This is a genomic window from Ralstonia sp. SET104 (assembly GCF_003851545.1).
In the GTDB taxonomy this organism is placed as follows: Bacteria; Pseudomonadota; Gammaproteobacteria; order Burkholderiales; family Burkholderiaceae; genus Ralstonia.
This window is the reverse complement of the sequence record NZ_BHVX01000013.1, coordinates 47966-74203: the sequence shown is the minus strand read 5'-3', so window position 1 is coordinate 74203 and position 26238 is coordinate 47966. Positions and strand designations below refer to the sequence as shown.

The window sequence follows — 26238 nt, the reverse complement described above, 5'->3', positions numbered from 1 at the left end:
CTTAGCCGATCATCGGCAGCTTCAGGCCATTGCGCTTGGCGCAGGCGACGGCGGTCTCATACCCGGCATCGGCATGACGCATCACGCCCGAGCCGGAATCGTTGACGAGCACCCGGCCCAGGCGCTTGGCAGCCGCTTCGGTGCCGTCAGCCACGATCACCACGCCCGAATGCTGCGAATAGCCCATGCCGACGCCGCCGCCGTGGTGCAGCGACACCCACGTCGCGCCGCCAGCGGTGTTGAGCAGCGCGTTGAGCAACGGCCAGTCCGACACGGCGTCGGTGCCGTCGCGCATGGCTTCGGTTTCGCGGTTGGGGCTGGCAACGGAGCCGGTGTCGAGGTGATCGCGGCCAATCACGATCGGGGCTTTCAGCTCACCATTCCTGACCATCTCGTTGAAGGCCAGGCCAGCGAGGTGACGTTCGCCCAGGCCCAGCCAGCAGATGCGCGCGGGCAGCCCCTGGAAGGCGATGCGCTCTCGCGCCATGTCGAGCCAGCGATGCACGTGCGTGTTGTGCGGGAAGAGTTCCTTGATCCTGGCGTCGGTCTTGTAGATGTCTTCCGGATCGCCCGACAGCGCCACCCAGCGGAACGGGCCCTTGCCCTCGCAGAACAGCGGGCGGATGTAGGCCGGCACAAAGCCCGGGAAATCGAAGGCGTTCTTCACGCCCTGGTCGAACGCAACCTGGCGGATGTTGTTGCCGTAATCGACGGTCGGGATATCCATGGCCTGGAAGTCGAGCATGGCCTGTACGTGAACGGCACACGACTTGGCGGCCGCCTCGGTCAAACGGGCGTGCTGCGACGGATCGCGTTGCGCAGCACGCCATTGCTCGACCGTCCAGCCAATCGGCAGGTAGCCATTGACCAGATCATGCGCCGAGGTCTGGTCGGTCACCAGATCCGGCTTCAGGCCACCGGCGCGGGCGCGCTTGACCAGCTCCGGCAGGATTTCCGCTGCATTGCCCAGCAGGCCAATCGATACGGCCTCGCCGCGCTCGCAATGGTGGCGAATCAGGTTGAATGCGTCGTCGATGTCCTTGGCCTGCTTGTCCAGATAGCGCGTACGCAGGCGGAAATCGATGCTCGATTGCTGGCACTCGATGTTCAGCGAAACGGCGCCGGCCAGCGTGGCGGCCAGCGGCTGCGCGCCGCCCATGCCACCCAGGCCGGCGGTCAGGATCCACTTGCCAGCCAGCTTGCCGTCGTAATGCTGGCGGCCGGCTTCGGCAAACGTCTCATACGTGCCTTGAACAATGCCCTGGCTGCCGATGTAGATCCAACTGCCGGCCGTCATCTGGCCGTACATGAACAGGCCCTTGCGGTCGAGCTCGTTGAAGTGCTCCCAGTTCGCCCACTTGGGCACCAGATTGGAGTTGGCAATCAGCACGCGCGGCGCATCGGGGTGCGTCTTGAACACGCCCACCGGCTTGCCGGATTGCACCAGCAACGATTCATCGTCATTCAGCTCGCGCAGCGTTTCCAGGATCTTGTCGAAGCACGTCCAGTCGCGCGCCGCGCGGCCGATGCCGCCGTAGACGACGAGGTGCTTCGGGTTCTCGGCCACGTCCGGGTCGAGGTTGTTCTGCAACATGCGGTAGGCGGCTTCGGTCAGCCAGCTCTTGCAGTGCAGATCGGTGCCGCGCGGGGCACGGATTTCACGCGAGGCGTCGTAACGCGGGTCGTTGATCAGGTGAGCAGCGTCGGTTGGGGCATTCATGTGAGGTCTCCTACGAACTCCTTTGGCATGAAGCGCATCTTATGTTGTATATACAACTTAGGCAAGAAAACTTTACAAGCTAAGAGCAAACCCTGATGATGGCCGCAGTCCGAGCATCACATCGGCACATCACACCGGCCGCCAAACCGCACCCAAAGTCGCCTCCATGTCACAAGATCAGTCCGCCAGCACCCCCGCCTTCCAGCGCATCAAGGAAGACATCCTCGCGCGCATCCGCAGCGGCGAGTGGCAAGAGGGCGAGATGATTCCCGGGGAGACCACGCTCGCGCAGACCTTTGGCGTGTCTCGCATGACGGTCAACCGCGCGCTGCGCGAACTGACCGCCGAGCAGATCCTCACGCGCGTGCAAGGGCTTGGGACGTTCGTCGCGCAGCAGAAGTACCAGGCGACGCTGGTGGCAATCCGCAACATCGCCGAGGAAATTGCCGCGCGCGGCCACCAGCACCGCGCCGAGCTGCACAAGCTCGAACGCGCACGCGCCAATGAAGCGCTGGCTGCGTCGTTTGGGGTGTCGACGGGGTATGCGCTATTCCACTCGCTGATTGTGCATTTCGAAAACGAGCTGCCAATCCAGGTGGAAGACCGGTGGGTGAACGCAACGCTGGCGCCCGACTACATGGAACAGGATTTCACGCAGACCACGCCAAACGCCTACCTGATGCGCGCCGCCCCATTGCAGGGCGTGGATTACGGCATCGAAGCACGCCTGCCGCCGCGCGAGATTGCCGAGATGCTGCACATGGACGTGCGCGAGCCGTGCCTGATGCTGCGTCGGAAGACGCTGTCCCAAGGCCAGGTCGCCTCGGTGGCGACCATGTGGCACCCAGGCGGGCGGTATCAGTTCACGGGCAGTTTCTGAGGCGGGCGGTCAATACTGGCTGAGCGTGCTGGAGAGCAGCTTGGCCGTGATGTCCACGATCGGGATCACGCGCTCATACGCCATGCGCATCGGCCCGATCACGCCCAGCGTGCCGACGATCTTGCCGTCCACCTCGTACGGCGCGGTGATGACAGCCATGTCTTCGTGCGGCACGAGGCTGCTTTCGCCGCCGATGAAGATCTGCACGCCTTCGGCACGGCTCGATACGTCAAGCAATTGCAGCAGGCCGGTCTTCTGCTCGAACACGGCAAAGAGCCGGCGCAGCTTGTCCATGGACGAAGAGAGATCTTCCACGTCAAGCAGCTTGCGCTCGCCGGAAATGACCACCGGTTCCTCTTCTGAAACGGCACTGCTGCCCGCCTCGACGGCCGCCTGCATCAGTGCGGTCATGTCGGCCTGCAGCGCAGACAACTCGCCGCGCAGGCTTTCGCGCACGGCATCGAACGTCTGACCGCCATAGTGCGCGTTGATGTAATTGGCCGCTTCCACCAACTGCGATGGCGTGTACGGCGTGTCGGTATGGATGATGCGGTTCTGCACATCGCCCTCGGGCGTGACGACGATCAGCAGGATGCGCGACTCGGACAGCCGCAGGAATTCGATCTGCCGGAACGCATGGGTGCGGCGCGGCGTCATCACGATGCCGGCAAACTGCGAGAGGTTGGACAGCGTCTGCGCCGCCGCCGCAATCACCCGCTGCGATGATTCCGCCCCGTGCGAAGCCAGTTGCGTGCGCACCTGCTCGGCAATTGCGCCCACCATCTGCTGCGCCATGCGGTCGTGCGTGCTCAGCACGTCCAGCGGGCTGGCGGTGAGCATCGTATCGACGAAGAGACGGTAGCCGCGCGGCGTCGGCACGCGCCCGGCTGAAGTGTGCGGGCTGGCGATGAAGCCCATCTCCTCCAGGTCGGACATCACATTGCGGATGGTGGCCGGCGACAGATCGAGCCCCGAATACTTCGACAAGGTGCGCGAGCCCACAGGCTGGCCCTCGGCGATATACCGTTCGATCAGAGTCTTGAGAAGGATGGTGGCGCGCTTGTCCATGATTTTTCAATTTTACGCAAAATCGGCGCCAATCTATGGGTGATGTGGGCGTTTCTTCACTAAACATGCGCTGACGTGGCGACGGTCATATCGATATGGTGTAATGCGCGCATGCCGATCCCCCCGTCCGCCGTGGCCTCGCAAGCTCCCGCCGCCTCTTCTGTCTCGCCTTTCAAGACCGTTGCACTGGTCGGCCGGTATTCGGCCGCCAACATTGCCGCCCCGCTCATGGAACTGGCGTCATGCATTGCGGCACGCGGGCATGACATCGTGTTCGAGCGTGAAACGGCGCTCAATATCGGCGTCCAGGACTACCCGGCTCTGCCGCCCGAAGAGATGGCGCGCCACGCCGACGTGGCCGTGGTGCTCGGCGGCGACGGCACGCTGCTCGGTATTGGGCGCCACCTCGCGGGCGCCAGCGTGCCCGTGATCGGCGTCAACCATGGGCGGCTCGGCTTCATGACCGACATCCCGTTCGACGACGTGCACACCGTGCTGCCCGACATGTTGTCAGGCCGCTACGAAGCTGAAACCCGCACGCTGCTGCAGGCCCAGGTCGTGCGCGACGACGAGGTCATCTTCTCCGCCCTGGCCTTCAACGACGTGGTGGTCAACCGCTCGGGCACCTCGGGCATGGTGGAACTGGCCGTGTCGGTCGACGGTTTCTTCATGTACAACCAGCGTTCGGACGGCCTGATCGTCTCCACGCCCACGGGCTCGACAGCATATGCGCTGTCCGCCGGCGGGCCGATCCTGCATCCGGCGCTCTCGGGGCTGGTGCTGGTGCCCATCGCACCGCATTCGCTGTCAAACCGGCCGATCGTCATTCCGCAGGATGCGGAGGTCGTCATCCAGGTCACCAGCGGGCGCGATGCCAGCGTCAACTTCGACATGCAGTCGCTCACGTCCCTGTTGCCGGGTGACCGCATCGTGGTGCGCCGCTCGGAGCGCACCGTGCAGTTGCTGCATCCGATCGGCTACAACTACTACGCCACGCTGCGCAAGAAGCTGCACTGGCACGAGTATCCGACCGAAGACAACCGGCTTTAATCGGCTCCAACTCTCTCATGCTGCGCAGCCTCACCATCCGCGATTTCGTCATCGTTCACGCGCTGGACCTCGACTTGGCCGACGGTTTTACCGTCTTCACGGGCGAGACCGGCGCGGGCAAATCCATCCTGATCGATGCACTCGCACTCACACTGGGCGAGCGCGCCGATGCAGCCGTTGTGCGCGAAGGCGCGCCACGCGCTGACATCACCGCTGAATTTGACGTGCATCCGCACGTGGCCGCATGGCTCGAAGCGCATGAACTGCACGACGATGAGGGCGTGATCCTGCTGCGCCGCACCGTCGATGCCGCCGGCCGTAGCAAGGCATTCATCAACGGCGCAGCCGTCACGCTGGCGCAGTTGCGCGAAGTGGGCGAGCAACTGGTCGACATCCATGGCCAGCACGCGCATCAATTGCTGCTGAAAACGGATGCGCAGCGCAGCCTGCTCGACGCCCACGCCGGCCTGGAGGGTGCCGTGCGCGTGGTTGGCGAACACTATCGCGAATGGCACGCCGTGGTGCGCCTGCGCGAAGCCGCCGAACAGCAATCGCGCGAAGCCCAGCTCGAACGCGAGCGGATCGAGTGGCAGGTCAACGAATTGCAAAAGCTCGCGCCACAACCTGGCGAGTGGGAAGAGGTGCAGACCGAGCACCACCGCCTGTCGCACGCCGCCAGCCTGATTGAAGGCACGCGTGCGGCGCTTGATGGCTTGTCAGAATCAGAAGGCGCCGTGCTCACGCAACTGGGCGCGACGCTGCACACGCTGCGCGAACTTGCCGAGATCGACCCCGCGCTGGCCGATGTGCTGGCCGCGCTGGAGCCAGCGGAGGTGCAGATCCAGGAAGCGGTGCACACGCTCGCACGCTATGCCGATCGCGCGGAGCTTGACCCGGATCGCCTGGCCGAAGTCGACACGCGCATGCAGGCACTGCACACCATGGCGCGCAAGTACCGCGTCGCGCCGGAAACGCTGCCCACTGAACTGGCCGAACGCCAGGCGCAACTGGCTGCGTTGCAGGCTGCATCCGACCTGGAAGCGCTGCAGGCACAGGAAGCGCAGACCCACGCTGCCTATATGACGGTCGCGCAATCGCTGTCGCGCGCCCGCGCAAAGGCCGCGCGCGAACTGGCCGAAGCCGTGACCGGCGCCATGCAGGGCCTGTCGATGGCCGGGGGCCGTTTCGACATCGCGCTGCACGCGTTGGAGCACGGCGGTGCCGCCGGCCTTGAGCAAGTCGAATTCCTCGTCGCTGGGCATGCAGGCGTTTCGCCCCGGCCCTTGGCGAAGGTCGCGTCGGGTGGCGAGCTGGCACGGATCAGCCTGGCCATCTCGGTAATTGCCAGCGAGGCGAGCCCGACCCCCACGCTGATCTTCGATGAGGTGGACTCTGGCATCGGCGGTGCGGTGGCGGACGTTGTAGGCCGGCGCCTGCGCGAGCTGGGCATGCGCCGCCAGGTGTTGTGCGTAACCCACCTGCCACAAGTTGCCGCGCTGGCCAATCACCACATCCAGGTCGCCAAACAGACGGTGGCCGGCAGCACGCGCTCCGATTTGCTGGTGCTGGACGCTACGGGCCGCGTGGACGAGATCGCGCGCATGCTGGGCGGCGCGTCGCTCACTGACACCACGCGCCGCCATGCAGACGAGATGCTCGCCGCAGGCCGCGCACAACCGGCACCGGAATCCTCGACGCGGAAATCCCGCCGCGTGGCGCAGTGATCGCCTATACCGGAACCATTGCGGCCCGCGCCGGCACAAAGGTTCCAGCGCGCTCTGCCAGTACCATTCAACGCATCCAAGGAGAACTTCATGGCCCGCAGGCCCCGCATGCCCCGCATGCCCCAATCGGCTGCCCGCTCCCGATCCCCGCTGTCGCCCGCCAAGCCCGCACTGGCGATGGCCCTCGGCCTGTGCCTGCTGGCCGCGTGCAAATCAGTGCCAGCCATTGACCCGGGCAAGCCGCCTGCCATGGACCCCGCCTCTGCCAACGCCCAGCCACCGGCTTCCGTGTCGGCCGCGCACAATCTGGGCGACGTCATCATCGGCCTGAGCGCACCGACCACGTCGTCGGCCACCGTGCAAGGCGTGCTCGATGCTGCAGGCGCACGTGCAACGCCGCGTCTGGCCTTTAACGTGGTGCGCCCGATGTCGGGCGGGTTCTGGGTAGTGCGCGCCAGCTCGGGCGACGCGTCGGCGACGCTGGATGGTGCGGTGGCAGCGTTGCGCAGCACGCCAGGCATCGCCTCGGCCGACCCGGATCGTGTGGTGAAGATCCAGCACTGAACGGCCAGCAACACCCCTCCACACCATGAATGATCGGACGCCCTCTCCCGGCGTCCGATTCCAGCCCCGGCCCCCATCGTCAGGCCCGTATTCTGCTTAGGCTGCAGCGCACAGGCGGATTTTTCTCTTCGCAAACGTCATCGCTATTTGCCGCCACCCCAAGCGGGCGGGTCGCGTGCTACCTTTGGTTTTGTGTAACGGTCTGTCAACGATCACATCTTGACGGCGTTTTCTCATTACAACGAGACACCACGGAGCACGCGCTGATGACCCCCTCCCTCTTCCGGTTGAAGTCTTGGCTCCATGCAGGCGCCAGCGTTGCGTGTCTGGCCTGGGTGATGAGCGGCTACCCTGCTGCAGCCGCCGCAGCCACCAACGCGCAGCCGCAATACACCGGCGACCTGATCATCAAATGGCGCGACGATACCAGTGGCACGCGCAAAACGCTCTCGGCCAGCGAGGCGAGCAACCGGTTGCTGTCAGTGGCGCAAGCGGCGGGCAGTTCGTTGCAGGTCAAGCGCACGCTGGCCACCAACGCGCAGCTCGTGCACACCGGTCTGACCGACACCACAAGCATTCAGGCGACAGTCAACAAGATTGCGCAGGACGCGCGCGTAGCCTATGTGGTGCCCGATCGGATTCTGCGACCCAATACCGTTCCCAACGATCCGTTGTTTGCCACGCAGAACAACCTGGCCTCGCCAACGCTGGTGCCGGGCGGCATCAATGCGGCGTCGGCGTGGAGCATCACGCAGGGGTCGACCAGCATCGTGGTGGCGGTGGTCGACACCGGGTACACCGATCACCCCGATCTGTTGAGCAAGATCCTGCCGGGCTACAACTTCATCACGGATCCTGCGCGCGCGGGCAACACCACGGGCCGCGGCCCGGATGCCCATGACCTGGGCGACGGCGTGACGAGCACGGATGTGTCGAACATTTCGGGCTGTACCACGGCCGATATCGCCAATAGCAGTTGGCACGGCACCGAGGTCAGCAGTGTCTTGGCGGCCAGTACGAATAACCTGCTCGACATCGCTGGCGTGGGCTGGAACACGAACGTCGTGCCGGTACGCGTGTCGGGCAAATGTGGCGCGCTGCTGTCCGACACGGTGGACGGCATGCTCTGGGCCGGTGGCATCGCCGTATCGGGGGTGCCAGCCAATGCCAACCCGGCACGCGTAGTGAACGTGAGCCTGGGCAGCGTGGGCCAATGTTCGGCTGCAGAGCAGGACGCGGTGAACCAGTTGGCCGCGCGCGGCACCATCGTGGTAGCTGCCGCCGGCAATGAAGCCGCGCAAAGCGTCGACGCGCCGGCCAATTGCACGGGCGCCATCGCCGTCACCGCGCATGTCGACAGCGGCGAGAACGCCAGTTACGCAAACGTGGGGCCGCAGGTGGCGCTGTCTGCACCGGGCGGCGGGTGCGGCAACTCAAAGGTCATCACGAGCACAAGTCCGGCAACTTGTGCCGCGCCTGTTTCAGTCATCCAGGCTGATTCCAACGACGGCACGCAAACAGTGGGCAACCCCACCGTCAAATCGGTGGCGGGTACGAGCTTCTCAACGCCGGAAGTGGCCGGCACCATCGCGCTGATGCTGAGCGTGCAGCCGCAATTGTCGAACGCCCAGGTTCTGGCGGGCCTGAAGCAAACCGCGCGACCGCACCCCAGCGGAACGTATTGCGCGGTCAATACCGGCATCTGTGGGGCAGGTCTGCTGGATACTGCAGGCGCCGTCGGCTATGCCCAGATGACCTCGCCGGCCGGTGCCGGCAATGGTTCAAGTGGCTCAAGTGGCTCGACCAACAGCGGCGGCAGTAGCGGCGGCGGCGGAGGTGCCGTCCCGCTGGCCGGTGCGGCGCTGCTGCTGGCGCTGGGGCTGACCTGCCGACGCAAACGCGACTGACACACTGCCGACGCCCGCGCTCGAAAAACACCGCCGCCCATGTGGCGGCGGGTTTCATTTGCGGCGCCCCCGCACACCCGGTTTATCGCCAGATACTAGGGTTTTTACTTAGTTCAATCTGAGCCACGCCGTCTCAAACCTTTTGGACAATGCAATCGCAAAGCTTTGCAATTCCTCGCGAAAAAATAGGACTGCTCTAATGAAGACGATGGTTGCCGGGGGTGTAGTGCAGGCGCTGGTGGCGCTTGGGCTGGTGTCGTATCACGTTGCGCCGGCACTGGCGCTGGAGAAATCCACAACGTTCAATACGCAACTGCAATGGGTGACGCAGTTGGTGGTGAAAGAGAAAAGTTCGGGCCTGAAGGCGCAATCGGTTGCGGCTGACGGCACGGCCACGCATGCGGACGTGGCAACCGTGCAACGCTGGTCGGCGGCAGCGCAATTGCCGATGACGTACAAACGGCCCATGTCGGGCGGTGCGCATGTGGTGACGCTGCCCAAGGTCATGACCTTCGACGACGCCCAGACCGTCGCCCAGCGCATGGAGGCCAGCGGCGAGTTCGAATACGTGTCGCCGGATCGCATCATGCGGCCGATGGCGCTGGCCACCGATCCGCTGTTCGGCCAGCAATGGAACCTGATGCCGCCCAGCGCCAGCGCTCCCGGCGGCGCCAACGTAACGGCCGCCTGGGACACCACCAGCGGGGTGAGCACCATCGGCGTCGGCATTGTGGACACCGGCATCCGAGCGGACCATGCCGACTTTGTTGGGCTGAACTTCGGTACCGGCCGCAACTTCGTCAGCAGCAGTGCGCTGACCGGCAGCTCCGATCCGAAAACGGGCAATACGATTCCGTCCGGATTCGCCAACAACGGCGCGAACAACACGCTCACGAATACCGACCCGTCCGATCCGGGCGATTGGGTCAGCAGCACCGACGCAACGTCGTATCCGACGTTCTGCGGCAGCAGCGCAAGCAACAGCAGTTGGCACGGCACGTTCGTCGCGGGCCAGATCGGGGCGCAGCACAACAGCATCGGCATCGCGGGCATTGCTCCTGGCGTGCGCGTGCAGATGGCACGGGCGCTGGGCAAGTGCGGGGGCGCGACGTCCGACATCATGGACGCGATGACGTGGCTGTCTGGCGGCAGCGTCCCCGGTGTCGCGAACAACCCGTCGCCGGTCAAGGTCATCAACATGAGCCTGGGCGGCTCCGGAAGCTGTTCAACGTTGGAGCAAAGCCGCATCACCGCGGCGCGCGCCCTGGGCGTGACGATTGTGGCGGCTGCCGGCAACGAGGCTGGGCCCGTGGATGCGCCCGCCAACTGCACGGGCACCATCGCCGTGACGGCCCACTCGCTGGAAGGCGACAGCGCGTTCTACGCCAACGTCGGCGCGCAAACAACGATCAGCGCGCCAGGCGGTGGCTCAGGCACGGTCATTCCTGGCTCCGGCAGCAAAATTGTGTCGCTGTCCAACAGCGGCACGACGTCGCCAGCGGCATCGCCCGCGGGTGACACCTATGCCCGAGACATCGGCACGTCGATGGCCACACCGCATGTTGCTGCCACCGCAGCACTGATGCTGTCGGTTCAACCTGCGCTCACACCAGACAACATCACGGCGATCATCAAGCAATCGGCGCGTCCATTCGTGGCGGGCACGTATTGCGCGACGCACGCGGGCGTTTGCGGGGCCGGCACGCTGGATGCCGGGGCCGCCCTCACGCAGGCTCAGGGCTCGCCGACCGTACACGCTGCGGCATCGGCGTCGAGCGTTACCGCCAACACGGCCGTCACGCTGACCTCCGTGGGCGGCGCCGGCTACAACAAGACGACCAGCAGCTCCGTCTGGGCCCAGACCGCCGGAAACCCCGTCACATTGACGACCTCCGGGCCGGATGCCAACGGCGTCAGCACAGCCACGTTCACGCCGGGGGTTGCCGGCGTCTACACATTCAGCGTGACGTTGACGAACAGCTCGGGCGCGACGGCTTCCGATACCGTGAGCGTGACGGCCACGGCGGCGCCGAGCTCGGGTACGGGCACGATCAACGGTACTGCGCCTAATAGCAGCAGCAGTGGCGGTGGCGGCCAGCTTCCGTTGTGGCTGGCGGGCCTGCTGTTCGCCAGTGGCGCACGCTCCTTCCGCCGCCGCAAAGCGTAACCGCGTCAATGAAAAACGGACACGCTGGCACACACCGGCGTGTCCGTTTTTTACTGCATCGGCATATGCCTGATCAGCCGATCAACCCTGCGACTGCCTCCGGCCTTGGGCACGCCACTCCCCCAGCACCCAGACCAGCAATCCGCTCGCGGCGCCAAAAGCATGCGCGATGCGCACAACACCAAACCCCCAGCGCGGGTCATAGGCGATGGGCGACAGCCACGATTGCTCGAGCCACACCTTCACCAGCACGCCCACGCACAGCGCAACACCAATCCAGCGCGAGAAACGATCTTCGGCATCGTCCGTAGAAGGCCGAAGCAGACGCAACCCGCCCCACGCCGCCAGACCATGCAGCGCGCCGGAGAGCCCGCCGTACCACTGCACCGCCGGCTGAGTGAGCAGCGCGATCTGCGCCAGTACCCCGCACACCACCAGCGCCCCGACGATGGCCTGCGGCCGCAACACGCGCGCGAGCAGCAGGATCAGCCCCGCTGCCGCCATCGCATCGGCCAGCCAATGCCATGTGTCCAGATGTACCCACATGGCGGTGACGATGCGCCACCACTGCCCCGCGCGCACCGCATCGCGTTGATACAGCCCGACTGCATACAACCACGGCACAAACGAAAACGCTGCCGACAGCGCGGTCACACCGGCGCATGCGCCCCAGGTATGCAGCGCGTGCCGATGCCACTTCATTGCGCGGGCCCGAACACTTGCGCCCACAACGCACGCACGTGAGCGGCCTCATGCGCGCAGGTGTCGACCGGCACGCGCGCGGCGGATTGCCCATCGAGCCGCAACTTGTGCTGGCGCGCGCGAAAATCCCGGTAGGCATCGGCCACTTGCCCGGCCGTCGCCGCGTCAATCAACCCAAGTTGGCCAGCCATGTGCAGCAGCGCGATGTTGCCCTTGTTGCGGGTGAGTTCGGCATGCGCCGCGCTGTGCAGCAGCACCAGAAACTGCACGGTGAATTCGATATCGACCATGCCCCCGCGATCATGCTTCAGATCAAACAGTTCGGTCGGGTTCGCATGGCCTTCGGCCACACGCTCGCGCATCGCCACGATCTCGTCGCGCAGCGGGCCGGAGTCGCGCGCCTGGCGCAGCACGGCGGTGCGCAGCGCCTCAAAGCGCTCGCCGATTTCCGCATCGCCGGCGCAAAAGCGCGCACGCGTGAGCGCCTGGTGCTCCCACACCCACGCAGCGTTGTCACCCTCGCGCATCTGATAGCGGCGGAAGGCTTCAAAATGCGTGACCATCAAACCCGCCGCGCCGTTCGGGCGCAAGCGCGTATCGACGTCGAACAGCATGCCGGCGGCGGTATGGCTGGTCAGCCACGTGATGAGCTTGCGTGCGAACGACGCGTAGACATCAGGGGCGCGCTCATCGTCATCGTCGTAGAGGAAGATGATGTCAAGGTCCGACGCATAACCGAGTTCCTTGCCGCCCAGCCGCCCGTAGGCAACCACCGCAAAACGCGGCACTTCGCGGTGGCGCGTGGCGACCTGCTGCCACACGGTTTCCAGCGTCAGGTCGAGCATGGCGTCAGCCAGGTCGGAAAGCCGGTCGCTGATGTGCTCGACGCTCAGCATGCCCTGCAGATCCTGGAGCAGCACGCGGAAGGTTTCCGCATGGTGTTCCTGGCGCAGGATGTCCATCTGCATCTCGACATGGTCGGACGCTGCTTGCAGGCGGTCTCGCACACGCGCCTTGAAGGCGGGCCAGTCAGGATCGGCAGACAGCGCTTCAACGTCGAGCAGTTCATCGAGCAGTTGCGGATGGCGCGTGAGGTAGTCCGCCGCCCAGCGGGAGGCATGCAGCGTGTGGGCCACCCGCTCCATTGCCTGCGGGTATTCGCTCAGCAGCGACAGGTACGACGAGCGCCGGCTGATCGCATCGAAGAAATCAAGAAAGCGGGCGATGGTGACATCGGCATCAGACTGCCGTGACGCCTGATCGAGCGCGCGATTGATCAGCAGATCGAAACGCTGGCGGCTCACCTCGGACAACGCCCGATAACGCGGCGAATTGCGCGTCGCACGCAGGCGCTCCAGCACGCTGCCCGGGTCGGCATAACCGAGCTCGGCGAGTTGTGCGCGGGCAGTCTCGGTGTGCTCGTCATCAAGCAGATCGGCGTGCCAGACAGCCGCGCACGGCGGCTGGCTATCCTGCTTGTCGGAGAAGGTCTGCTCGAAGTGCTGTGCGACTTCGTCCTGATACGCCTCAAGCTTGGCGACCAGCGCAGCGTAGTCGTCAAAGCCCATCATGCGCGCCACGCGCAACTGGTCTTCCGGCGAGCCTGGCAGGTTGTGCGTCTGCGCATCTTCGATGTATTGCAGACGGTGTTCGAGCTGGCGCAGGAAACGATACGCCTCGGTCAGGCGCGCGACGGCTTCGGCGTCGATCAGGCCACGCTCGGACGCAGCCCGCAGCACCTCCAGCGTGGGCCGCACGCGCAACCCAAAATCCTGCCCGCCCCGAATGAGCTGGAACACCTGCGCGACGAATTCGATCTCCCGGATGCCACCGCGCCCGAGCTTGATGTTGGGCGAGCGTGCGTGCACGTGGCCTTCGCCATCGCGTTGCTCGCCCTGCTGCCGATTGGCGCCATTGCTGCGCTTGGCCGCCTCGTTGCGGATCTGCGCATGCAGCGCGCGGATGGCGGAGATCACGCCGTAATCGAGATAACGCCGGAACACGAACGGCCCAGTCACGCGATCCAGTTGCTGGATCACGCGCGCCGCATGCGGGCTGGTCGGATCACTAATGACGCGGCCCTTGATCCAGGCGTAGCGCTCCCATTCGCGGCCCTGTACGACGAAGTACTCCTCCAGCATGCCCAGGCTGCAGGCAAGCGGTCCGGCATCGCCGTTCGGGCGCAGGCGCATGTCGACACGGAAGACGTGGCCGTCCTCCGTGACATCGGCCAGCGCGTTGATCAGGCGCCGGCCCAGCTTGGTGAAATATTCATGATTGGACAGCGGGCGGCGCACGTCACCGCCCTGACCCTGCGTGTCGCCGTCGTCGTCGTAGAGGAAGATCAGATCAATGTCGGACGAGACGTTCAGCTCGCGCCCGCCCAGCTTGCCCATGCCGACCACCACCAGTTCCTGCACTTCGCCGGACGATTGCCCAATCGGTTGGCCATGCAGTCCGCTCAGTTCCTGGCCGATCACGGAAATGGCGGCGCGCACTGCAAACTCGGCCAAATCGGTCATCGTGCCTGTCACCTCGTCGAGCGTCGCCGCGCCCGACAAGTCGCGCTCGACCAGCGCACCAAACACCTCGTTACGCAGCAGGCGCAAGGCACGCTTGAGCGCGGCCTCGGGCTCCACGGCTTTGGTATCGAACAGCTCGGTAAAGCGCGCCGACAGCCATGCGACGTCCATCGGGCGGGCTGCACCGGTCTGCACGCGTTCGGCCCAGCCTTCGCGCGCCTGCGCCTGGCGCTGGAGGTAGCGGGAATACGCGAGCGCGAAGGGCAGCGCAGCGGCAGGTGCATCCGGCATGCGGGCCGGCGCTTGCAGAAATGGCTGAGCGGACAAAGCGGAATCGGTCATGCGAACCCATCGAGCATTGGCGGAAACATCCATTCTCGCTGAAATGCGTGCTGCCACGCGCAGGGCAATACGTGATGACCAACTTTCACGGGCATCGGGCGTGCTTGCCCGTGCTTGCCGCTCAACAGGCGCGACGCTCAGCCCGCAAATGTGGCGCCGCCTCCTGAATATCGGATAATCCGCATCATGCCTCGCCCGTCCCAGCCGTCCCAGCCCCCAGAGTCGCCGAAGTCCAATGGTGGACACACCAGCACCCTGTCCACCCGCGGGGCCGGCCGGCCTACGGTCTGGGCGTGGTTGGTGAGGCTCTTCAGCAGGATCGGCGCGGGCATTGGCGCCATTTTCCGCGCCCCGATCTGGCGCAAGCTGTGGCGCACGCTGTGGAAAACGGCGGCGGCGCTGCTTGTCCTGGCCGTCGTCGGCATGCTCGCGGTCCGCTTTGTCCTGTGGCCGCGCGTGAGCGTGGCGCGCGAATGGATGGAGCGCGAGGCGTCCAGCGCACTGCACGCCACGGTCGCCATCGGCTCACTTGAAACCTACTGGGACGGCTGGCATCCGGCCTTCCGCGCCCAGCGCATCGACGCGCGCGACACCGCCGGCCGCCGCACCTTCGCGGTACAGGACGTGCAGGCGCGGCTGTCCTGGCGCTCGTTGCTGCGCATGCAGATCACCTTTGCCGCGCTGCATGCCAGCCACGCCGACGTGCTGGTACGACGCAACGAGCAAGGCGCCCTGTTGATCGCCGGCATGCCGCTGGGGCCCGATACCGGCGGCGACAGCAATTTCCTCGACCAGTTGCTCTCCCAGGGTGACATCGACTTCCAGCAAGGCGCCGTCCGTTGGCTCGACGAGCAACAGAAACTGCCCGAGGTGGCACTGGGCAACGTGCGTCTGCGGTTGCGCAGCGGCCCGACCCGCCACCGGCTGGAGGCCAGCGGCACATCGCCCTCGCTGTTCAGCGGCCTTATCAAGCTGCACGCCGATTTCCGCCACGACTTGCTGGCCCGCCCCGGCGAGTGGCGCCACTGGCACGGCCAGGCCTCCTGGCAGGTCGACACGCTGCAGTTGGCCGCCGTGCAGCGCTACGTGCCCGTGCTGGCCGCCGCCAAGAGCGGCACGCTTACGTCCGACGGCTCGGTGGAGTTTGCCGATGGCGTGTTCACGCGCAGCCAGGCACGACTGACGGGGCAGCAGCTCGATCTGCAGATCCGCAAGGATCTGGAACCACTGCAACTGCGCAGCCTCCAGGCCTTGGCCACGCACCGGCGCAATGCACGCGGCGAGCACATCCTGCGCGTCGACACACTGCTCTGGCAACCGCTGAACCTGCCGGCGCAACCATCCTCAGTGCCAGAACTGGCTGGCCCCGGCATCCAGATGCCGGCCAACCCGGCGGGCACGCCGCGCGGCTTGCGCAATGTCACCGTGGGCTGGGCGCTCGACGCGCGCGACGCCCTGCGCAGCCTGCAAGTCAAGGCTGCGACGCTGGATCTGGCTGACCTGCGCAACATCGCCACCGCACTGCCGCTGCCCGCTGGCGTGCTGGAGCCGCTGCGTGCCAAGCAGCCGGCCGGCCGCATCGACGATCTCGACATCAATTGGCAGCGCGACGTGTCCCGCTGGCGGCCCCAAACGGCAACATCCGCGCCGGCGCCGGTTCACTTCACCGGCCGCGCCACGATGCGCCAAGTGTCGTTCGGCCCCGGCGCACTGCCCGCCGTGCCGCCCGGCCAGCACCCGGAGCCCGCCGTGCCCGGTGTTGAAAACATCTCCGGCAACGCCGTGTTCTCCGACGACAAGGGCACACTGCGCATTGAGTCCAACGACACCGCCCTGTTGCTGCCCGGCACCTTTGCCGACGCGCGCGTGCCGCTGGATCGTCTCCAAGGCACGGTCAACTGGACATATCGCAAGCAGGAGCTGGTCGTCACGAGCGACAACCTCGCGTTCTCGAACGACGACCTGTCGGCGCGCATCACGGGCAGCTACCGCCACGCGCCGAACACCAGCCACCTGGGCACCATCGATCTGAAGGGCACGCTGGATCGCGCCAACGTTCCGCGCGTGCCGCGCTATCTGCCACTGTCAATCGGGCAGCATTTGCGCGACTACCTGAGCAGCGCGTTGCAGGCCGGCACAGCCAGCAACGTCGGCTTCGTGCTGGCGGGCGACCTGCACGACTTTCCGTTCCGTCCGCCGCACAAGGGCGCCTTCCGCGTGGAAGTGCCGATCCAAGACGTGACATACCAAGCGGCACCGGCCGAGGCCGCGCACAACCCGCCGGGCCAGGCGCCCACGCAGCCGGGCGGTTGGCCGGCCTTCACCAACATCGACGGCACGGTGATTTTCGATCGGGCCTCGCTGGCCTTCAAGGTGGCACGCGCCAAGGTGATGGGCGTGAACCTGCAAGACGTAAGCGGCAGCCTGCCCGACATGGGTGACCACAATCCGCTGCTGACCATCGATGGCCGCGGCGACGGCACCACGCAAAACTTCCTGCAATACGTTGAAAGCAGCCCCCTCGGCCAATGGATCGGCCACTTCACCAAGGACGCACGCGCCCAAGGCAACGCCACGCTCGCGCTCAAGCTCGACCTGCCATTGCATGAGATGCATTCGACGCGCGCCCAGGGCAGCGTCACATTCCTGCGTAACGACGTCACGCTCGTTCCGCAAGCGCCGCCGCTCACCGATGTGACGGGCGCGCTCACCTTCACGCAAAAGGGCATCGGCTTTGACAATCTGCGCGCGCGCTTTGCCGGCGGCGAAATCCGCCCCACAGGCGGCACCGCGCCCGATGGCACCATCCGCATCCAGGTGGCGGGCACCGCATCGGCGCAAGGCCTGCGCGAAACCACGCCGGAAGGCAGCCCCGTCGCCGCCATCGCCCACGCGCTGGACGGCAACGCGCCATACAGCGCCACTATCAGCGTCAAGCAGCACCGGCCGATCATCCAGGTGGAATCCGATCTCACGCCGATGACGGTGCGCCTGCCAGCGCCGCTCAACAAGGCCGCCGGGCAGCCGCTGCCGGTGCGCTTCGAGATGCAGCCGCTGGCGTCGAACAACGCCGTCGACGAAGTGGTGTTGCAAGTCGGCAATATCGTCAACGCGCGCTACGAACAACGTAGCACGGGCAACGGCATTGAGGTGCTGCGCGGCGGCATCGGCGTGCGGCAGCCGGTTCCACAACCGCAGGAAGGCGTGCAGGCCAACCTGACGCTGGATCAGTTGGATATCGACGCGTGGCGCCATGTGTTTGCTGCGCCGGCGGCAGACAAAAGCGCCAGCCAGATCGCCACTGAACACGCGGCCAATGCTGCCAATGCTGCCAACGCCTCCGACAGCCACAGCGCGTATCTGCCCAGCCACCTGAGCGCGCGCGCGCAGACGCTGCGCATCCTGGGCCGCGATTTCAACGCCGTGCGCATCGATGCCACGCGCGACGGCCCGAACTGGCAATCGACCATCGACTCGCGCGAAATTGCGGGCAGCACGCGCTGGCATGCGGAAAGCGCGGCCGTGCCCTTCGGCGAACTGACGATGCGCCTGTCGCGCATGAGCATTCCCGATGCGCAGGAAGAAACCGCACTGACCGAATCGCTGGCGCGCAGCTCGCAGGAAATCCCGTCGCTGGACCTCATCGCCGACAAGTTCGATTTGCGCGGCAAGGCGCTCGGCAAGCTGGAGATCAAGGCGCGCAGCCAGATCACCGACGGCGCGCCGGTGTGGACGCTCGAAACGCTCAAGATCGAGCAGCCCGCCGCCACACTCACCGCGCACGGCACGTGGCGCATCCCGCGCCGCCTGCGCGGTGGCGGCGATGATCCGGAGCGCCGCACGCTGCTCGACTTCAGTCTTGACCTGCGCGACACCGGTGACCTGCTTCAGAAGATGGGCTTCGCCAAGGTGATCGACGGCGCCCGCGGCAAACTCGAAGGCCGCGTGGTGTGGCGCGGCTCGCCCATGTCGATCGACTACCCCACGCTCAACGGCCGCATGGCGCTGAACCTGGAGCGGGGCCAGTTCCTGCCCGTCGATCCGGGCCTGGCCAAACTGGCCGGCGTGCTGAGCCTGCAAGGACTGCTGCATTTCGCCACCGATCTGCGCAGCGCCACGGGCCGCGGCACGCCGTTCGAGAACGTGGCCGCCACCGGCACCATCGCCAGCGGTGTCGCGCGCACGGACGATTTCTCCGTCAAGGGGCCGCAGTTTCAGGTGGCGATGCAGGGCTCGGCCAACATCCTCGACGAAACGCAGGACCTGCGCGTGAAGGTCACGCCCAAGGTGGATGCCACGTCGGCGTCGCTGGCAGCGGCCTTTATCAATCCGGCCATCGGGCTGGGGACGCTGGCCGCGCAGTTGGTGCTGGGCGACCAGCTATCAAAGGCATTCAGCACGCAATACCACGTGACCGGAAGCTGGGCCGATCCTAAGATCGAGAAAGTCGCGTCCAACAGCAATTCGGGCAGCCAATCGCAAACCTCGGCAAAATAGGCCCCATGACTTCCACGACCGCCACGACGCTCACGTCTGCCACGTCTACTGCCGGTGCGCCTTTCGAGGCACCTTTCCGCGTCGCCGCCATCCAGACCGTGACGGCCATCGACGTGGATGCCAACCTGGCGCGCGCCGACGCGCTACTCGCCGAAGCCGCCGCGCAGGGTGCGCAACTCGCGTTGCTGCCCGAGTACTTCTGCATGATGGGCCGCAAAGACAGCGACAAAGTCGCCATCCGCGAGGATGACGAGGATGGCCCCATCCAGTCCTTCCTGGCCGATGCTGCGCGCCGCCATAAGCTGTGGCTTGTGGGCGGCACGCTGCCCATGTGGTGTGAAGATGCGCAACGCGTGCGCAATACATCGCTCGCGTTCAACCCGGCTGGCCTGCGCGTCGCCCGCTACGACAAGATCCACCTGTTCAACTTCGTACGCGGCGAAGAGCGCTACGACGAAGCCCGCACCATTGAGCCCGGCGCCACGCCGGTCGCCTTCGATGCGCCGTGCGGGCGCGTGGGCATGTCGGTGTGCTACGACCTGCGCTTTCCGGAGCTGTACCGGGCACTGTCATCGCAAGGCAACCTGAACTTGATTCTGATGCCGGCGGCCTTCACCTACGTGACGGGCGCCGCGCACTGGGAAATCCTGCTGCGCGCCCGTGCGATCGAAAACCAATGTTACGTGCTCGCCGCCGCGCAGGGCGGGCGCCATGAAAACGGCCGCCGCACATGGGGCCATTCCATGCTGGTCGATCCGTGGGGCGAGATCATCGCCTCTGTACCCGAAGGCGAAGGCGTTGCCATCGGAGACATGGACCCAGCCCGCATCGCACAAGTGCGCCAGGATCTACCGGCGCTCAAGCACCGCGTGATGTAAGCCAATCGAATTTCTTTGCGAGAACCCACCATGAACGCAGGCGACATCGCCATCCAGAACCTGTCCATCGCGCGCCGCGTGCTGCTCGATCCATACGGCCTTGATGAAGCACACCTGCAGCGCGCGCTGGCTGACATCTTCACGCACCGCGTGAACTACGCCGACCTCTACTTCCAGTACACCCGCAACGAGGCGTGGAGCCTGGAAGAAGGCATCGTCAAGTCCGGCAGCTTCAGCATCGACCAGGGCGTGGGCGTGCGGGCCGTCTCGGGCGATCGCACCGCGTTTGCCTATTCCGACGACATCAGCCTGCCCGCCCTGATGCAGGCCGCCGGTGCCACGCGCACCATCGGCAAAGCCGGCGCCGGCCGCGTGAAGGTGGCGAACAGCCTGGCCAGTGGCCCGAGCGGCCACTCGCTGTATGCACCGAACGACCCGCTCGATTCGATGACAGCGTCCGAAAAGGTCGCCCTGCTCGAACGCATTGAAAAGCTCGCCCGCGCCAAGGATCCGCGCGTGGTGCAGGTCATGGCCGGCCTGGCCGGTGAATACGACGTGATGCTGGTCGCGCGCAGCGACGGCGTGATCGCCGCAGATGTACGCCCGCTCGTGCGCATCTCCGTCACCGTCATCGCCGAACAGAACGGGCGCCGTGAGATGGGCAGCTCCGGCGGTGGCGGCCGCTATGCCTACGGCTACTTCACCGACGATCTGCTGCGCGAATACGTGGATGAAGCGGTTTCCTCGGCACTCGTCAACCTGGAAGCCAAGCCGGCACCGGCGGGCACGATGACCGTCGTGCTTGGGCCCGGCTGGCCCGGCGTGCTGCTGCACGAGGCCATCGGCCACGGGCTCGAGGGCGACTTCAACCGCAAGGGCTCGTCGGCGTTCTCCGGCCGCATGGGCGAGCGCGTGGCGGCCAAGGGCGTCACCGTGGTGGATGACGGCACACTTGCCAACCGCCGCGGCTCGCTCAACCTCGATGATGAAGGCAACCCCACGCAGTGCAACACGCTCATCGAAGACGGCATCCTGACCGGCTACATGCAAGACACGCTCAACGCGCGCCTGATGAAGATGCCCGTGACTGGCAACGCCCGCCGTGAAAGCTACGCCGCCCTGCCGATGCCGCGCATGACCAACACCTACATGCTCGGCGGCGACAAAGACCCGCAGGAGATCATCGCCAGCGTGAAGAAGGGGCTGTATGCGGTCAACTTTGGTGGCGGCCAGGTCGACATCACCAACGGCAAGTTCGTGTTCTCGGCCAGCGAGGCGTACCTGATCGAAGATGGCAAGATCACCGCGCCGGTCAAGGGCGCAACGCTGGTCGGCAGCGGGCCGGAATCGCTCAAGCACGTGACCATGATCGGCAACGACATGCGCCTCGATTCGGGCATCGGCGTGTGCGGCAAGGAAGGCCAGAGCGTGCCGGTGGGCGTTGGCCAGCCGACCCTGCGCATGGAGAACATGACGGTGGGCGGCACGGCCTGATCGGCCTCCGGGCCGTCGCCAGGGAGCCGCATTCTCGGAGAATTCTCACTTGCGGCCCCCAAAAAAAGGGGTTATAAAGACGGTTCGATTGGTGCGGCGCAGTAGCGCTTCCCCTTTTTTTCTTGCATCGCCTGGTTTTCCTCTCCATGTCCTTCGCCAAGTTTTTTTACTTTTACTTTTGGCATCTCGCACCGCTGGCGGAAGGAGAGGGGCGCTTGCAGCAAAAATAAAGCACCCAGCAGATACCGAAAACCGCCAGCGACCCTGGCGGTTTTTTTTCGCCCAGTCACCTGCCCCACCCCGGCATCGACGCGAAACATGATCCGAACACAGTAGACGTTTCCAATACACGAACCAAGACATCCCCCTGGAGCTTTCCATGCCGAAGAACACCGATGATTTGCGCATTCGCGAACTGAAAGAGCTGACGCCGCCGTCGCATCTGATCCGCGAATTCCCGTGCAGCGACACCGTGTCCGACCTGATCTACCAAAGCCGGAACGCGATGCACCGCATCCTGCACGGCATGGATGATCGCCTGATCGTCATCATCGGCCCCTGCTCCATCCACGACACCAAGGCTGCAATGGACTACGCTCGCCGCCTGGTGGAGCAGCGCGAGCGCTTCAAGAACGAGCTGGAAATCGTCATGCGCGTGTACTTCGAGAAGCCGCGCACCACGGTCGGCTGGAAGGGCCTGATCAACGATCCGCACATGGACGGCAGCTTCAAGATCAATGACGGCCTGCGCACCGCGCGCGAGCTGCTGATGAACATCAACGAGCTGGGCCTGCCCGCCGGCACCGAATACCTCGACGTGATCAGCCCACAGTACATCGCTGATCTGGTGAGCTGGGGCGCGATCGGTGCGCGCACAACCGAATCGCAGGTGCACCGCGAACTGGCTTCCGGCCTGTCGTGCCCGGTCGGCTTCAAGAACGGCACCGACGGCAACGTGAAGATCGCCGTGGACGCCATCAAGGCCGCATCGCAGCCGCACCACTTCCTGTCAGTCACCAAGGGCGGCCACTCGGCCATCGTGTCGACGGCGGGCAACGAGGATTGCCACATCATCCTGCGCGGCGGCAAGGCGCCCAACTATGACGCGGCCAGCGTGCAGGAAGCCTGCGACGCCATATCCAAATCGGGTCTGGCCGCGCGCCTGATGATCGACGCTTCGCATGCCAACAGCAGCAAGAAGCACGAGAACCAGATCCCGGTGTGCGAAGACATCGGCCGCCAGATGGCTGCGGGCGACAATCGCATCGTCGGCGTAATGGTCGAGTCTCATATCAACGCCGGCCGCCAGGACCATGTGCAGGGCACGCCGGTGTCCGACCTCGCCTACGGCCAGAGCGTGACCGACGCCTGCATCGGCTGGGACGACTCACTGAAGGTGCTGGAAACGCTGGCAGAGGCCGTGCGCAAGCGCCGTCTGGTGCCGGGCAGCGGCAACTGAGCGCAGTCAGTCTGCGACAGCGGTCTAAGAAAGAGGACGCCTGCGGGCGTCCTTTTTCGTTCCCTGCGGTTGGGGCGGCGCAATGTATAAAAAATGTGATCAAAACGCATCAAAATCACACAAGTGCGCTGCCTTTGGCATATCGTAGGGAGATTCCCCTTGCCCATCCCGGAGGCAACCATGGCAGACACCCTGGCGGATACCGCCGCCAATACCGCAAGCAAGTACCAGGCGATCATTGCGCAATACGCCACCGATGTCGGCATGAAGATCCTCGCCGCCATCATTTTCTGGGTGGTGGGCCGCTGGCTGATCAATTTCGCGGTACGCATGGTGGAAGCTTCGTTGAGCCGGCAGAAGGTCGATCCGACCGTGCTGCGCTATGTGGGCTCGATCATTACCGTCACGCTGAACGTGCTGCTGGTGATCGGTATCCTGGGGTACTTCGGCATCCAGACAACGACGTTTGCGGCGCTGATTGCAGCGGCCGGTGTGGCCATCGGCATGGCGTGGTCGGGGCTGCTGTCGAACTTTGCGGCGGGCGCGTTCCTGATCGTGTTGCGGCCGTTCAAGGTGGGCGACTTCGTGACGGCCGGCGGGGTGACCGGCACGATCAAGGAGATCGGCCTGTTTGCCACCACCATCAACACGCCGGACAACGTTGTCACGATTGTCGGCAACGGCAAGATCTTTGCGGATACGATCCAGAACTACACCGCCAACCCATTCCGCCGCGTGGAGCTGAAAGCGCAACTGGCCGGCAGCGCCGACCACCGTGCCGCCATGACGCTGCTCAAGGAAAAGGTTGCGGCCATTCCGAACGTGCTGGCCGATCCGCCAGTCGATGTGGAAATCCTGGAGTTCAACTTGGTTGGGCCGGTGCTGGCCGTGCGCCCGTACACGCACAACGACAACTACTGGCAGGTGTATTTCGACACCAACCGCACGATCAAGGAAGCACTGGCTGAAGCCGGCTTCCCGGCACCCACGCCGTCGCAGGCGCTGACGATCACCACGCCTGGGCAGTTGGCGGGGTTGGCAGCCGTGGCACAAAGCACGACGACGCCGACAAGCGTGAACTGAAATCCAACGCTACCAAGCAAACGGCCCGGCGCAATTACCGGGCCGTTTTGTTTTGCGGCGATGCGTGCGATTACGTCGGCGTGTGCTCGTCGCGTTTCCAGAGGACGTCCGTGCCGCCATCCACGCGGTTGAGCACGCGGGCCAGAACGAACAGCAGGTCCGACAAGCGGTTGACGTATTGACGCGGCGCCTCGCCAATCGCCTCGGCGCGACCAAGCGCGACGATGCTGCGTTCCGCCCGGCGCGCGACGGTTCGGCAGATATGCGCCTGCGCCGCAGCACGGCTGCCGCCCGGCAGGATGAATTCGGCCAGGCGTGGCAGACCAGCGTTGTAATCGGCCAGCCATTGATCGAGCCGCAGCACATGCGCAGTCGTGACCATCGTGTAGCCCGGAATGCACAGCTCGCCGCCCAGATCGAATAAATCGTGCTGGATCGCCGTGAGCGCCGCGCGCACGCCGTCTGGCAGCGTCTCTGTTAGCAGCACACCGATGTGCGAGTTCAACTCGTCGACGTCGCCAATGGCGGCGATGCGCAGGCTGTCTTTGGCCGTGCGGCTGCCATCGCCAAGGCCGGTGGTGCCGTCGTCGCCGGTGCGGGTGGCGATTTTGGATAGGCGATTGCCCACGGTGCGTCTCCTGTGTTGGCGCGTTGGTATCCGTCATTATCGCAAGCGGCGTGACACCCCGGCGTTAGAATGACTCTTTGGCCCGCCGAGAGCCGCACAACATAGCGAGACGCCATGAACCACCCGCTCCCCCACCCCGGATTGGTGCGCAAGCCGATTCCGCCGGCCATGCTCGACGCGCTGCGTGCCCGTTTCGGTGAACGCCTCTCCACTGCCGACGCCGTGCGCGCCCACCACGGCCGCGATGAATCCGCCTACGACCCGATGCTGCCCGACGCCGTCGTCTTCGCGCAGACCACCGAGGAAGTCGCCGCCATCGCCAAGCTATGCTTCGAGCACGAAATTCCGCTGATCCCGTACGGCGCAGGCTCATCGCTCGAAGGCCATCTGCTGGCCGTGGCGGGTGGCGTGAGCCTGGATCTCTCGCAGATGAACCATGTGCTGTTCGTCCATCCGCAAGACCTGACGGTGACGGTCGAGCCAGGCGTTACGCGCAAGCAGCTCAATAACGAGATCCGCGACACGGGCCTGTTCTTCCCGATCGACCCCGGTGCGGATGCATCCATCGGCGGCATGTGCGCGACGCGTGCTTCCGGCACCAACGCCGTGCGCCACGGCACGATGCGCGAGAACGTGCTGAACCTGACGGTCGTGACCGCAGATGGCCGCGTCGTCAAGACGGCCAACCGCGCGCGTAAATCGTCGGCGGGCTATGACCTGACGCGCCTCTTTATCGGCAGCGAGGGGACGCTGGGCATCATCACCGAGATCACGCTGAAGCTGTATCCGCAGCCCGAGGCGGTGTCCGCCGCCGTGTGCGCCTTCCCCAGCATGGGCGACGCGGTGTCCGCCGTGATTGACACCATCCAGATGGGTGTGCCGATTGCACGCGTGGAGTTTGTCGACGCGCTGGCCATCCGCGCGATCAACCAGTACGACAAGCTGACGCTGCCCGAAATGCCGACGCTGTTCTTCGAGTTCCACGGCTCGGAACACGGTGTGCAGGAACAGGCGGAGACCGTTCAGCAGATCGCCGCAGAACACAAAGGCCAGGGCTTTGAATGGGCCACGCGACCCGAAGATCGCAGCCGCCTCTGGAACGCGCGCCACAACGCCTTCTTCGCCTTCCTGCAGCTCAAGCCCGGCTGCCGCGCCGTCACCACCGATGTGTGCGTGCCGATTTCGCGCCTGGCCGAATGCGTGGTGGAAACCGAGAAAGACCTGCTCGCCAGCGCGCTGCATCTGCCCGCCCCTATCGTCGGGCATGTGGGCGATGGCAATTTCCACGTCGCATTCCTCATTGATCCGAACAAACCGGAAGAACTGGAGGAAGCCGAGCGCATTAACCAGCGCATCGTCGCGCGTGCAATTGCCATGGACGGCACTTGCACTGGCGAACACGGCGTGGGCCTGCACAAGATGGACTTCCTCATCGCCGAGCACGGCAACGATGCCATCGACCTGATGCGCAGCGTCAAGCAGGCGCTGGACCCAAAGCACATCCTGAACCCAGGCAAGATCTTCCACCTGTAACCGAGCCACCTACCGGCGAT

18 protein-coding genes are annotated in these 26238 nt (G+C 65.3%); 12 read left to right on the top strand and 6 right to left on the bottom strand.

The features are described from left to right. Position 1: 1 nt before the first annotated feature. Positions 2 to 1720: a urocanate hydratase gene (gene hutU, locus PSUB009319_RS16695; protein ID WP_124383315.1), complete on the bottom strand. Its 1719-nt coding sequence runs from the start codon at positions 1718 to 1720 to the stop codon at positions 2 to 4. Between the two features lie 166 nt (positions 1721 to 1886). Here hutU and hutC point away from each other — a divergent pair, with 166 nt between their 5' ends. After that, entirely contained in the window at positions 1887 to 2600 is a 714-nt protein-coding gene (gene hutC, locus PSUB009319_RS16690) for a histidine utilization repressor (RefSeq protein WP_124383314.1), read from the top strand. Between the two features lie 9 nt (positions 2601 to 2609). On the opposite strand, the gene hrcA is transcribed toward hutC, so the two are convergent. Further along, positions 2610 to 3668, bottom strand: coding sequence for a heat-inducible transcriptional repressor HrcA (gene hrcA, locus PSUB009319_RS16685; RefSeq protein ID WP_124383313.1), 1059 nt, complete (start codon positions 3666 to 3668; stop codon positions 2610 to 2612). A 111-nt stretch (positions 3669 to 3779) separates the two neighbouring features. On the opposite strand from hrcA, the gene PSUB009319_RS16680 reads away from it, so the two are divergent. From PSUB009319_RS16680 to mprA (PSUB009319_RS16660), 5 genes are all read left to right on the top strand, one after another. After that, positions 3780 to 4718: an NAD kinase gene (locus PSUB009319_RS16680; protein WP_124383312.1), complete on the top strand. Its 939-nt coding sequence runs from the start codon at positions 3780 to 3782 to the stop codon at positions 4716 to 4718. Positions 4719 to 4735: 17 nt separating this feature from the next. Further along, complete coding sequence (recN, locus tag PSUB009319_RS16675) at positions 4736 to 6442, top strand: DNA repair protein RecN (RefSeq protein ID WP_124383311.1); 1707 nt, start codon at positions 4736 to 4738, stop codon at positions 6440 to 6442. 117 nt (positions 6443 to 6559) lie between these two features. Further along, entirely contained in the window at positions 6560 to 7006 is a 447-nt protein-coding gene (locus tag PSUB009319_RS16670) for a hypothetical protein (RefSeq protein WP_124383390.1), read from the top strand. Positions 7007 to 7272: 266 nt separating this feature from the next. Next, the gene (gene mprA, locus PSUB009319_RS16665) at positions 7273 to 8913 is read left to right on the top strand and encodes an MprA protease, GlyGly-CTERM protein-sorting domain-containing form (RefSeq protein ID WP_124383310.1); all 1641 of its coding nucleotides are present in this window, start codon (positions 7273 to 7275) and stop codon (positions 8911 to 8913) included. Positions 8914 to 9112: 199 nt separating this feature from the next. Beyond that, positions 9113 to 11080 carry an MprA protease, GlyGly-CTERM protein-sorting domain-containing form gene (gene mprA, locus PSUB009319_RS16660; RefSeq protein ID WP_124383309.1) on the top strand — a complete coding sequence of 656 codons (1968 nt, stop codon included), beginning with the start codon at positions 9113 to 9115 and terminating at the stop codon, positions 11078 to 11080. Positions 11081 to 11161: 81 nt separating this feature from the next. On the opposite strand, the gene rrtA is transcribed toward mprA (PSUB009319_RS16660), so the two are convergent. Together rrtA and glnE are read right to left on the bottom strand one after the other, a co-directional pair. Beyond that, on the bottom strand, positions 11162 to 11782 hold the full coding sequence (gene rrtA / locus PSUB009319_RS16655) for a rhombosortase (RefSeq protein WP_124383308.1): 621 nt from the start codon (positions 11780 to 11782) through the stop codon (positions 11162 to 11164). Next, positions 11779 to 14646 (bottom strand): bifunctional [glutamate--ammonia ligase]-adenylyl-L-tyrosine phosphorylase/[glutamate--ammonia-ligase] adenylyltransferase, encoded by a 2868-nt coding sequence (glnE, locus tag PSUB009319_RS16650; RefSeq protein ID WP_124383307.1) that lies wholly within the window; start codon positions 14644 to 14646, stop codon positions 11779 to 11781. Before glnE ends, rrtA begins: the two co-directional genes overlap by 4 nt. 186 nt (positions 14647 to 14832) lie before the next feature. Here glnE and PSUB009319_RS16645 point away from each other — a divergent pair, with 186 nt between their 5' ends. Genes PSUB009319_RS16645 through tldD form a run of 3 tightly spaced genes read left to right on the top strand, consistent with a single transcriptional unit; the run spans position 14833 to position 21515 of the window. Beyond that, positions 14833 to 19143 (top strand): YhdP family protein, encoded by a 4311-nt coding sequence (locus tag PSUB009319_RS16645; protein WP_124383306.1) that lies wholly within the window; start codon positions 14833 to 14835, stop codon positions 19141 to 19143. Positions 19144 to 19148: 5 nt separating this feature from the next. Next, the gene (locus PSUB009319_RS16640) at positions 19149 to 20021 is read left to right on the top strand and encodes a carbon-nitrogen hydrolase family protein (protein WP_124383305.1); all 873 of its coding nucleotides are present in this window, start codon (positions 19149 to 19151) and stop codon (positions 20019 to 20021) included. 30 nt (positions 20022 to 20051) lie between these two features. Next, a complete protein-coding gene (gene tldD, locus PSUB009319_RS16635; RefSeq protein ID WP_124383304.1) occupies positions 20052 to 21515 on the top strand; it encodes a metalloprotease TldD in 1464 nt (487 codons plus the stop codon). A gap of 71 nt (positions 21516 to 21586) precedes the next feature. Here the strand turns inward: tldD and PSUB009319_RS16630 are convergent, their stop codons facing one another. Then, on the bottom strand, positions 21587 to 21835 hold the full coding sequence (locus tag PSUB009319_RS16630; RefSeq protein ID WP_124383303.1) for a hypothetical protein: 249 nt from the start codon (positions 21833 to 21835) through the stop codon (positions 21587 to 21589). Between the two features lie 59 nt (positions 21836 to 21894). Between PSUB009319_RS16630 and aroG the strand changes: the two genes are divergently transcribed. Then, complete coding sequence (gene aroG / locus PSUB009319_RS16625) at positions 21895 to 22974, top strand: 3-deoxy-7-phosphoheptulonate synthase AroG (protein ID WP_124383302.1); 1080 nt, start codon at positions 21895 to 21897, stop codon at positions 22972 to 22974. Positions 22975 to 23154: 180 nt separating this feature from the next. Continuing rightward, complete coding sequence (locus tag PSUB009319_RS16620) at positions 23155 to 24057, top strand: mechanosensitive ion channel family protein (RefSeq protein WP_124383301.1); 903 nt, start codon at positions 23155 to 23157, stop codon at positions 24055 to 24057. Positions 24058 to 24127: 70 nt separating this feature from the next. On the opposite strand, the gene PSUB009319_RS16615 is transcribed toward PSUB009319_RS16620, so the two are convergent. Continuing rightward, a complete protein-coding gene (locus tag PSUB009319_RS16615; protein ID WP_124383300.1) occupies positions 24128 to 24685 on the bottom strand; it encodes a cob(I)yrinic acid a,c-diamide adenosyltransferase in 558 nt (185 codons plus the stop codon). Between the two features lie 114 nt (positions 24686 to 24799). Here PSUB009319_RS16615 and PSUB009319_RS16610 point away from each other — a divergent pair, with 114 nt between their 5' ends. Continuing rightward, a complete protein-coding gene (locus PSUB009319_RS16610) occupies positions 24800 to 26218 on the top strand; it encodes an FAD-binding oxidoreductase (protein WP_124383299.1) in 1419 nt (472 codons plus the stop codon). Positions 26219 to 26238 lie beyond the last annotated feature (20 nt).

What these genes read in the sequence shown, in the direction of transcription:
- hutU (WP_124383315.1), bottom strand. Translation starts at nt 1,720, where the DNA reads ATGAATGCCCCAACCGACGCTGCTCACCTGATCAACGACCCGCGTTAC.
- hutC (WP_124383314.1), top strand. Translation starts at nt 1,887, where the DNA reads ATGTCACAAGATCAGTCCGCCAGCACCCCCGCCTTCCAGCGCATCAAG.
- hrcA (WP_124383313.1), bottom strand. Translation starts at nt 3,668, where the DNA reads ATGGACAAGCGCGCCACCATCCTTCTCAAGACTCTGATCGAACGGTAT.
- PSUB009319_RS16680 (WP_124383312.1), top strand. Translation starts at nt 3,780, where the DNA reads ATGCCGATCCCCCCGTCCGCCGTGGCCTCGCAAGCTCCCGCCGCCTCT.
- recN (WP_124383311.1), top strand. Translation starts at nt 4,736, where the DNA reads ATGCTGCGCAGCCTCACCATCCGCGATTTCGTCATCGTTCACGCGCTG.
- PSUB009319_RS16670 (WP_124383390.1), top strand. Translation starts at nt 6,560, where the DNA reads ATGCCCCAATCGGCTGCCCGCTCCCGATCCCCGCTGTCGCCCGCCAAG.
- mprA (WP_124383310.1), top strand. Translation starts at nt 7,273, where the DNA reads ATGACCCCCTCCCTCTTCCGGTTGAAGTCTTGGCTCCATGCAGGCGCC.
- mprA (WP_124383309.1), top strand. Translation starts at nt 9,113, where the DNA reads ATGAAGACGATGGTTGCCGGGGGTGTAGTGCAGGCGCTGGTGGCGCTT.
- rrtA (WP_124383308.1), bottom strand. Translation starts at nt 11,782, where the DNA reads ATGAAGTGGCATCGGCACGCGCTGCATACCTGGGGCGCATGCGCCGGT.
- glnE (WP_124383307.1), bottom strand. Translation starts at nt 14,646, where the DNA reads ATGACCGATTCCGCTTTGTCCGCTCAGCCATTTCTGCAAGCGCCGGCC.
- PSUB009319_RS16645 (WP_124383306.1), top strand. Translation starts at nt 14,833, where the DNA reads ATGCCTCGCCCGTCCCAGCCGTCCCAGCCCCCAGAGTCGCCGAAGTCC.
- PSUB009319_RS16640 (WP_124383305.1), top strand. Translation starts at nt 19,149, where the DNA reads ATGACTTCCACGACCGCCACGACGCTCACGTCTGCCACGTCTACTGCC.
- tldD (WP_124383304.1), top strand. Translation starts at nt 20,052, where the DNA reads ATGAACGCAGGCGACATCGCCATCCAGAACCTGTCCATCGCGCGCCGC.
- PSUB009319_RS16630 (WP_124383303.1), bottom strand. Translation starts at nt 21,835, where the DNA reads ATGTTTCGCGTCGATGCCGGGGTGGGGCAGGTGACTGGGCGAAAAAAA.
- aroG (WP_124383302.1), top strand. Translation starts at nt 21,895, where the DNA reads ATGCCGAAGAACACCGATGATTTGCGCATTCGCGAACTGAAAGAGCTG.
- PSUB009319_RS16620 (WP_124383301.1), top strand. Translation starts at nt 23,155, where the DNA reads ATGGCAGACACCCTGGCGGATACCGCCGCCAATACCGCAAGCAAGTAC.
- PSUB009319_RS16610 (WP_124383299.1), top strand. Translation starts at nt 24,800, where the DNA reads ATGAACCACCCGCTCCCCCACCCCGGATTGGTGCGCAAGCCGATTCCG.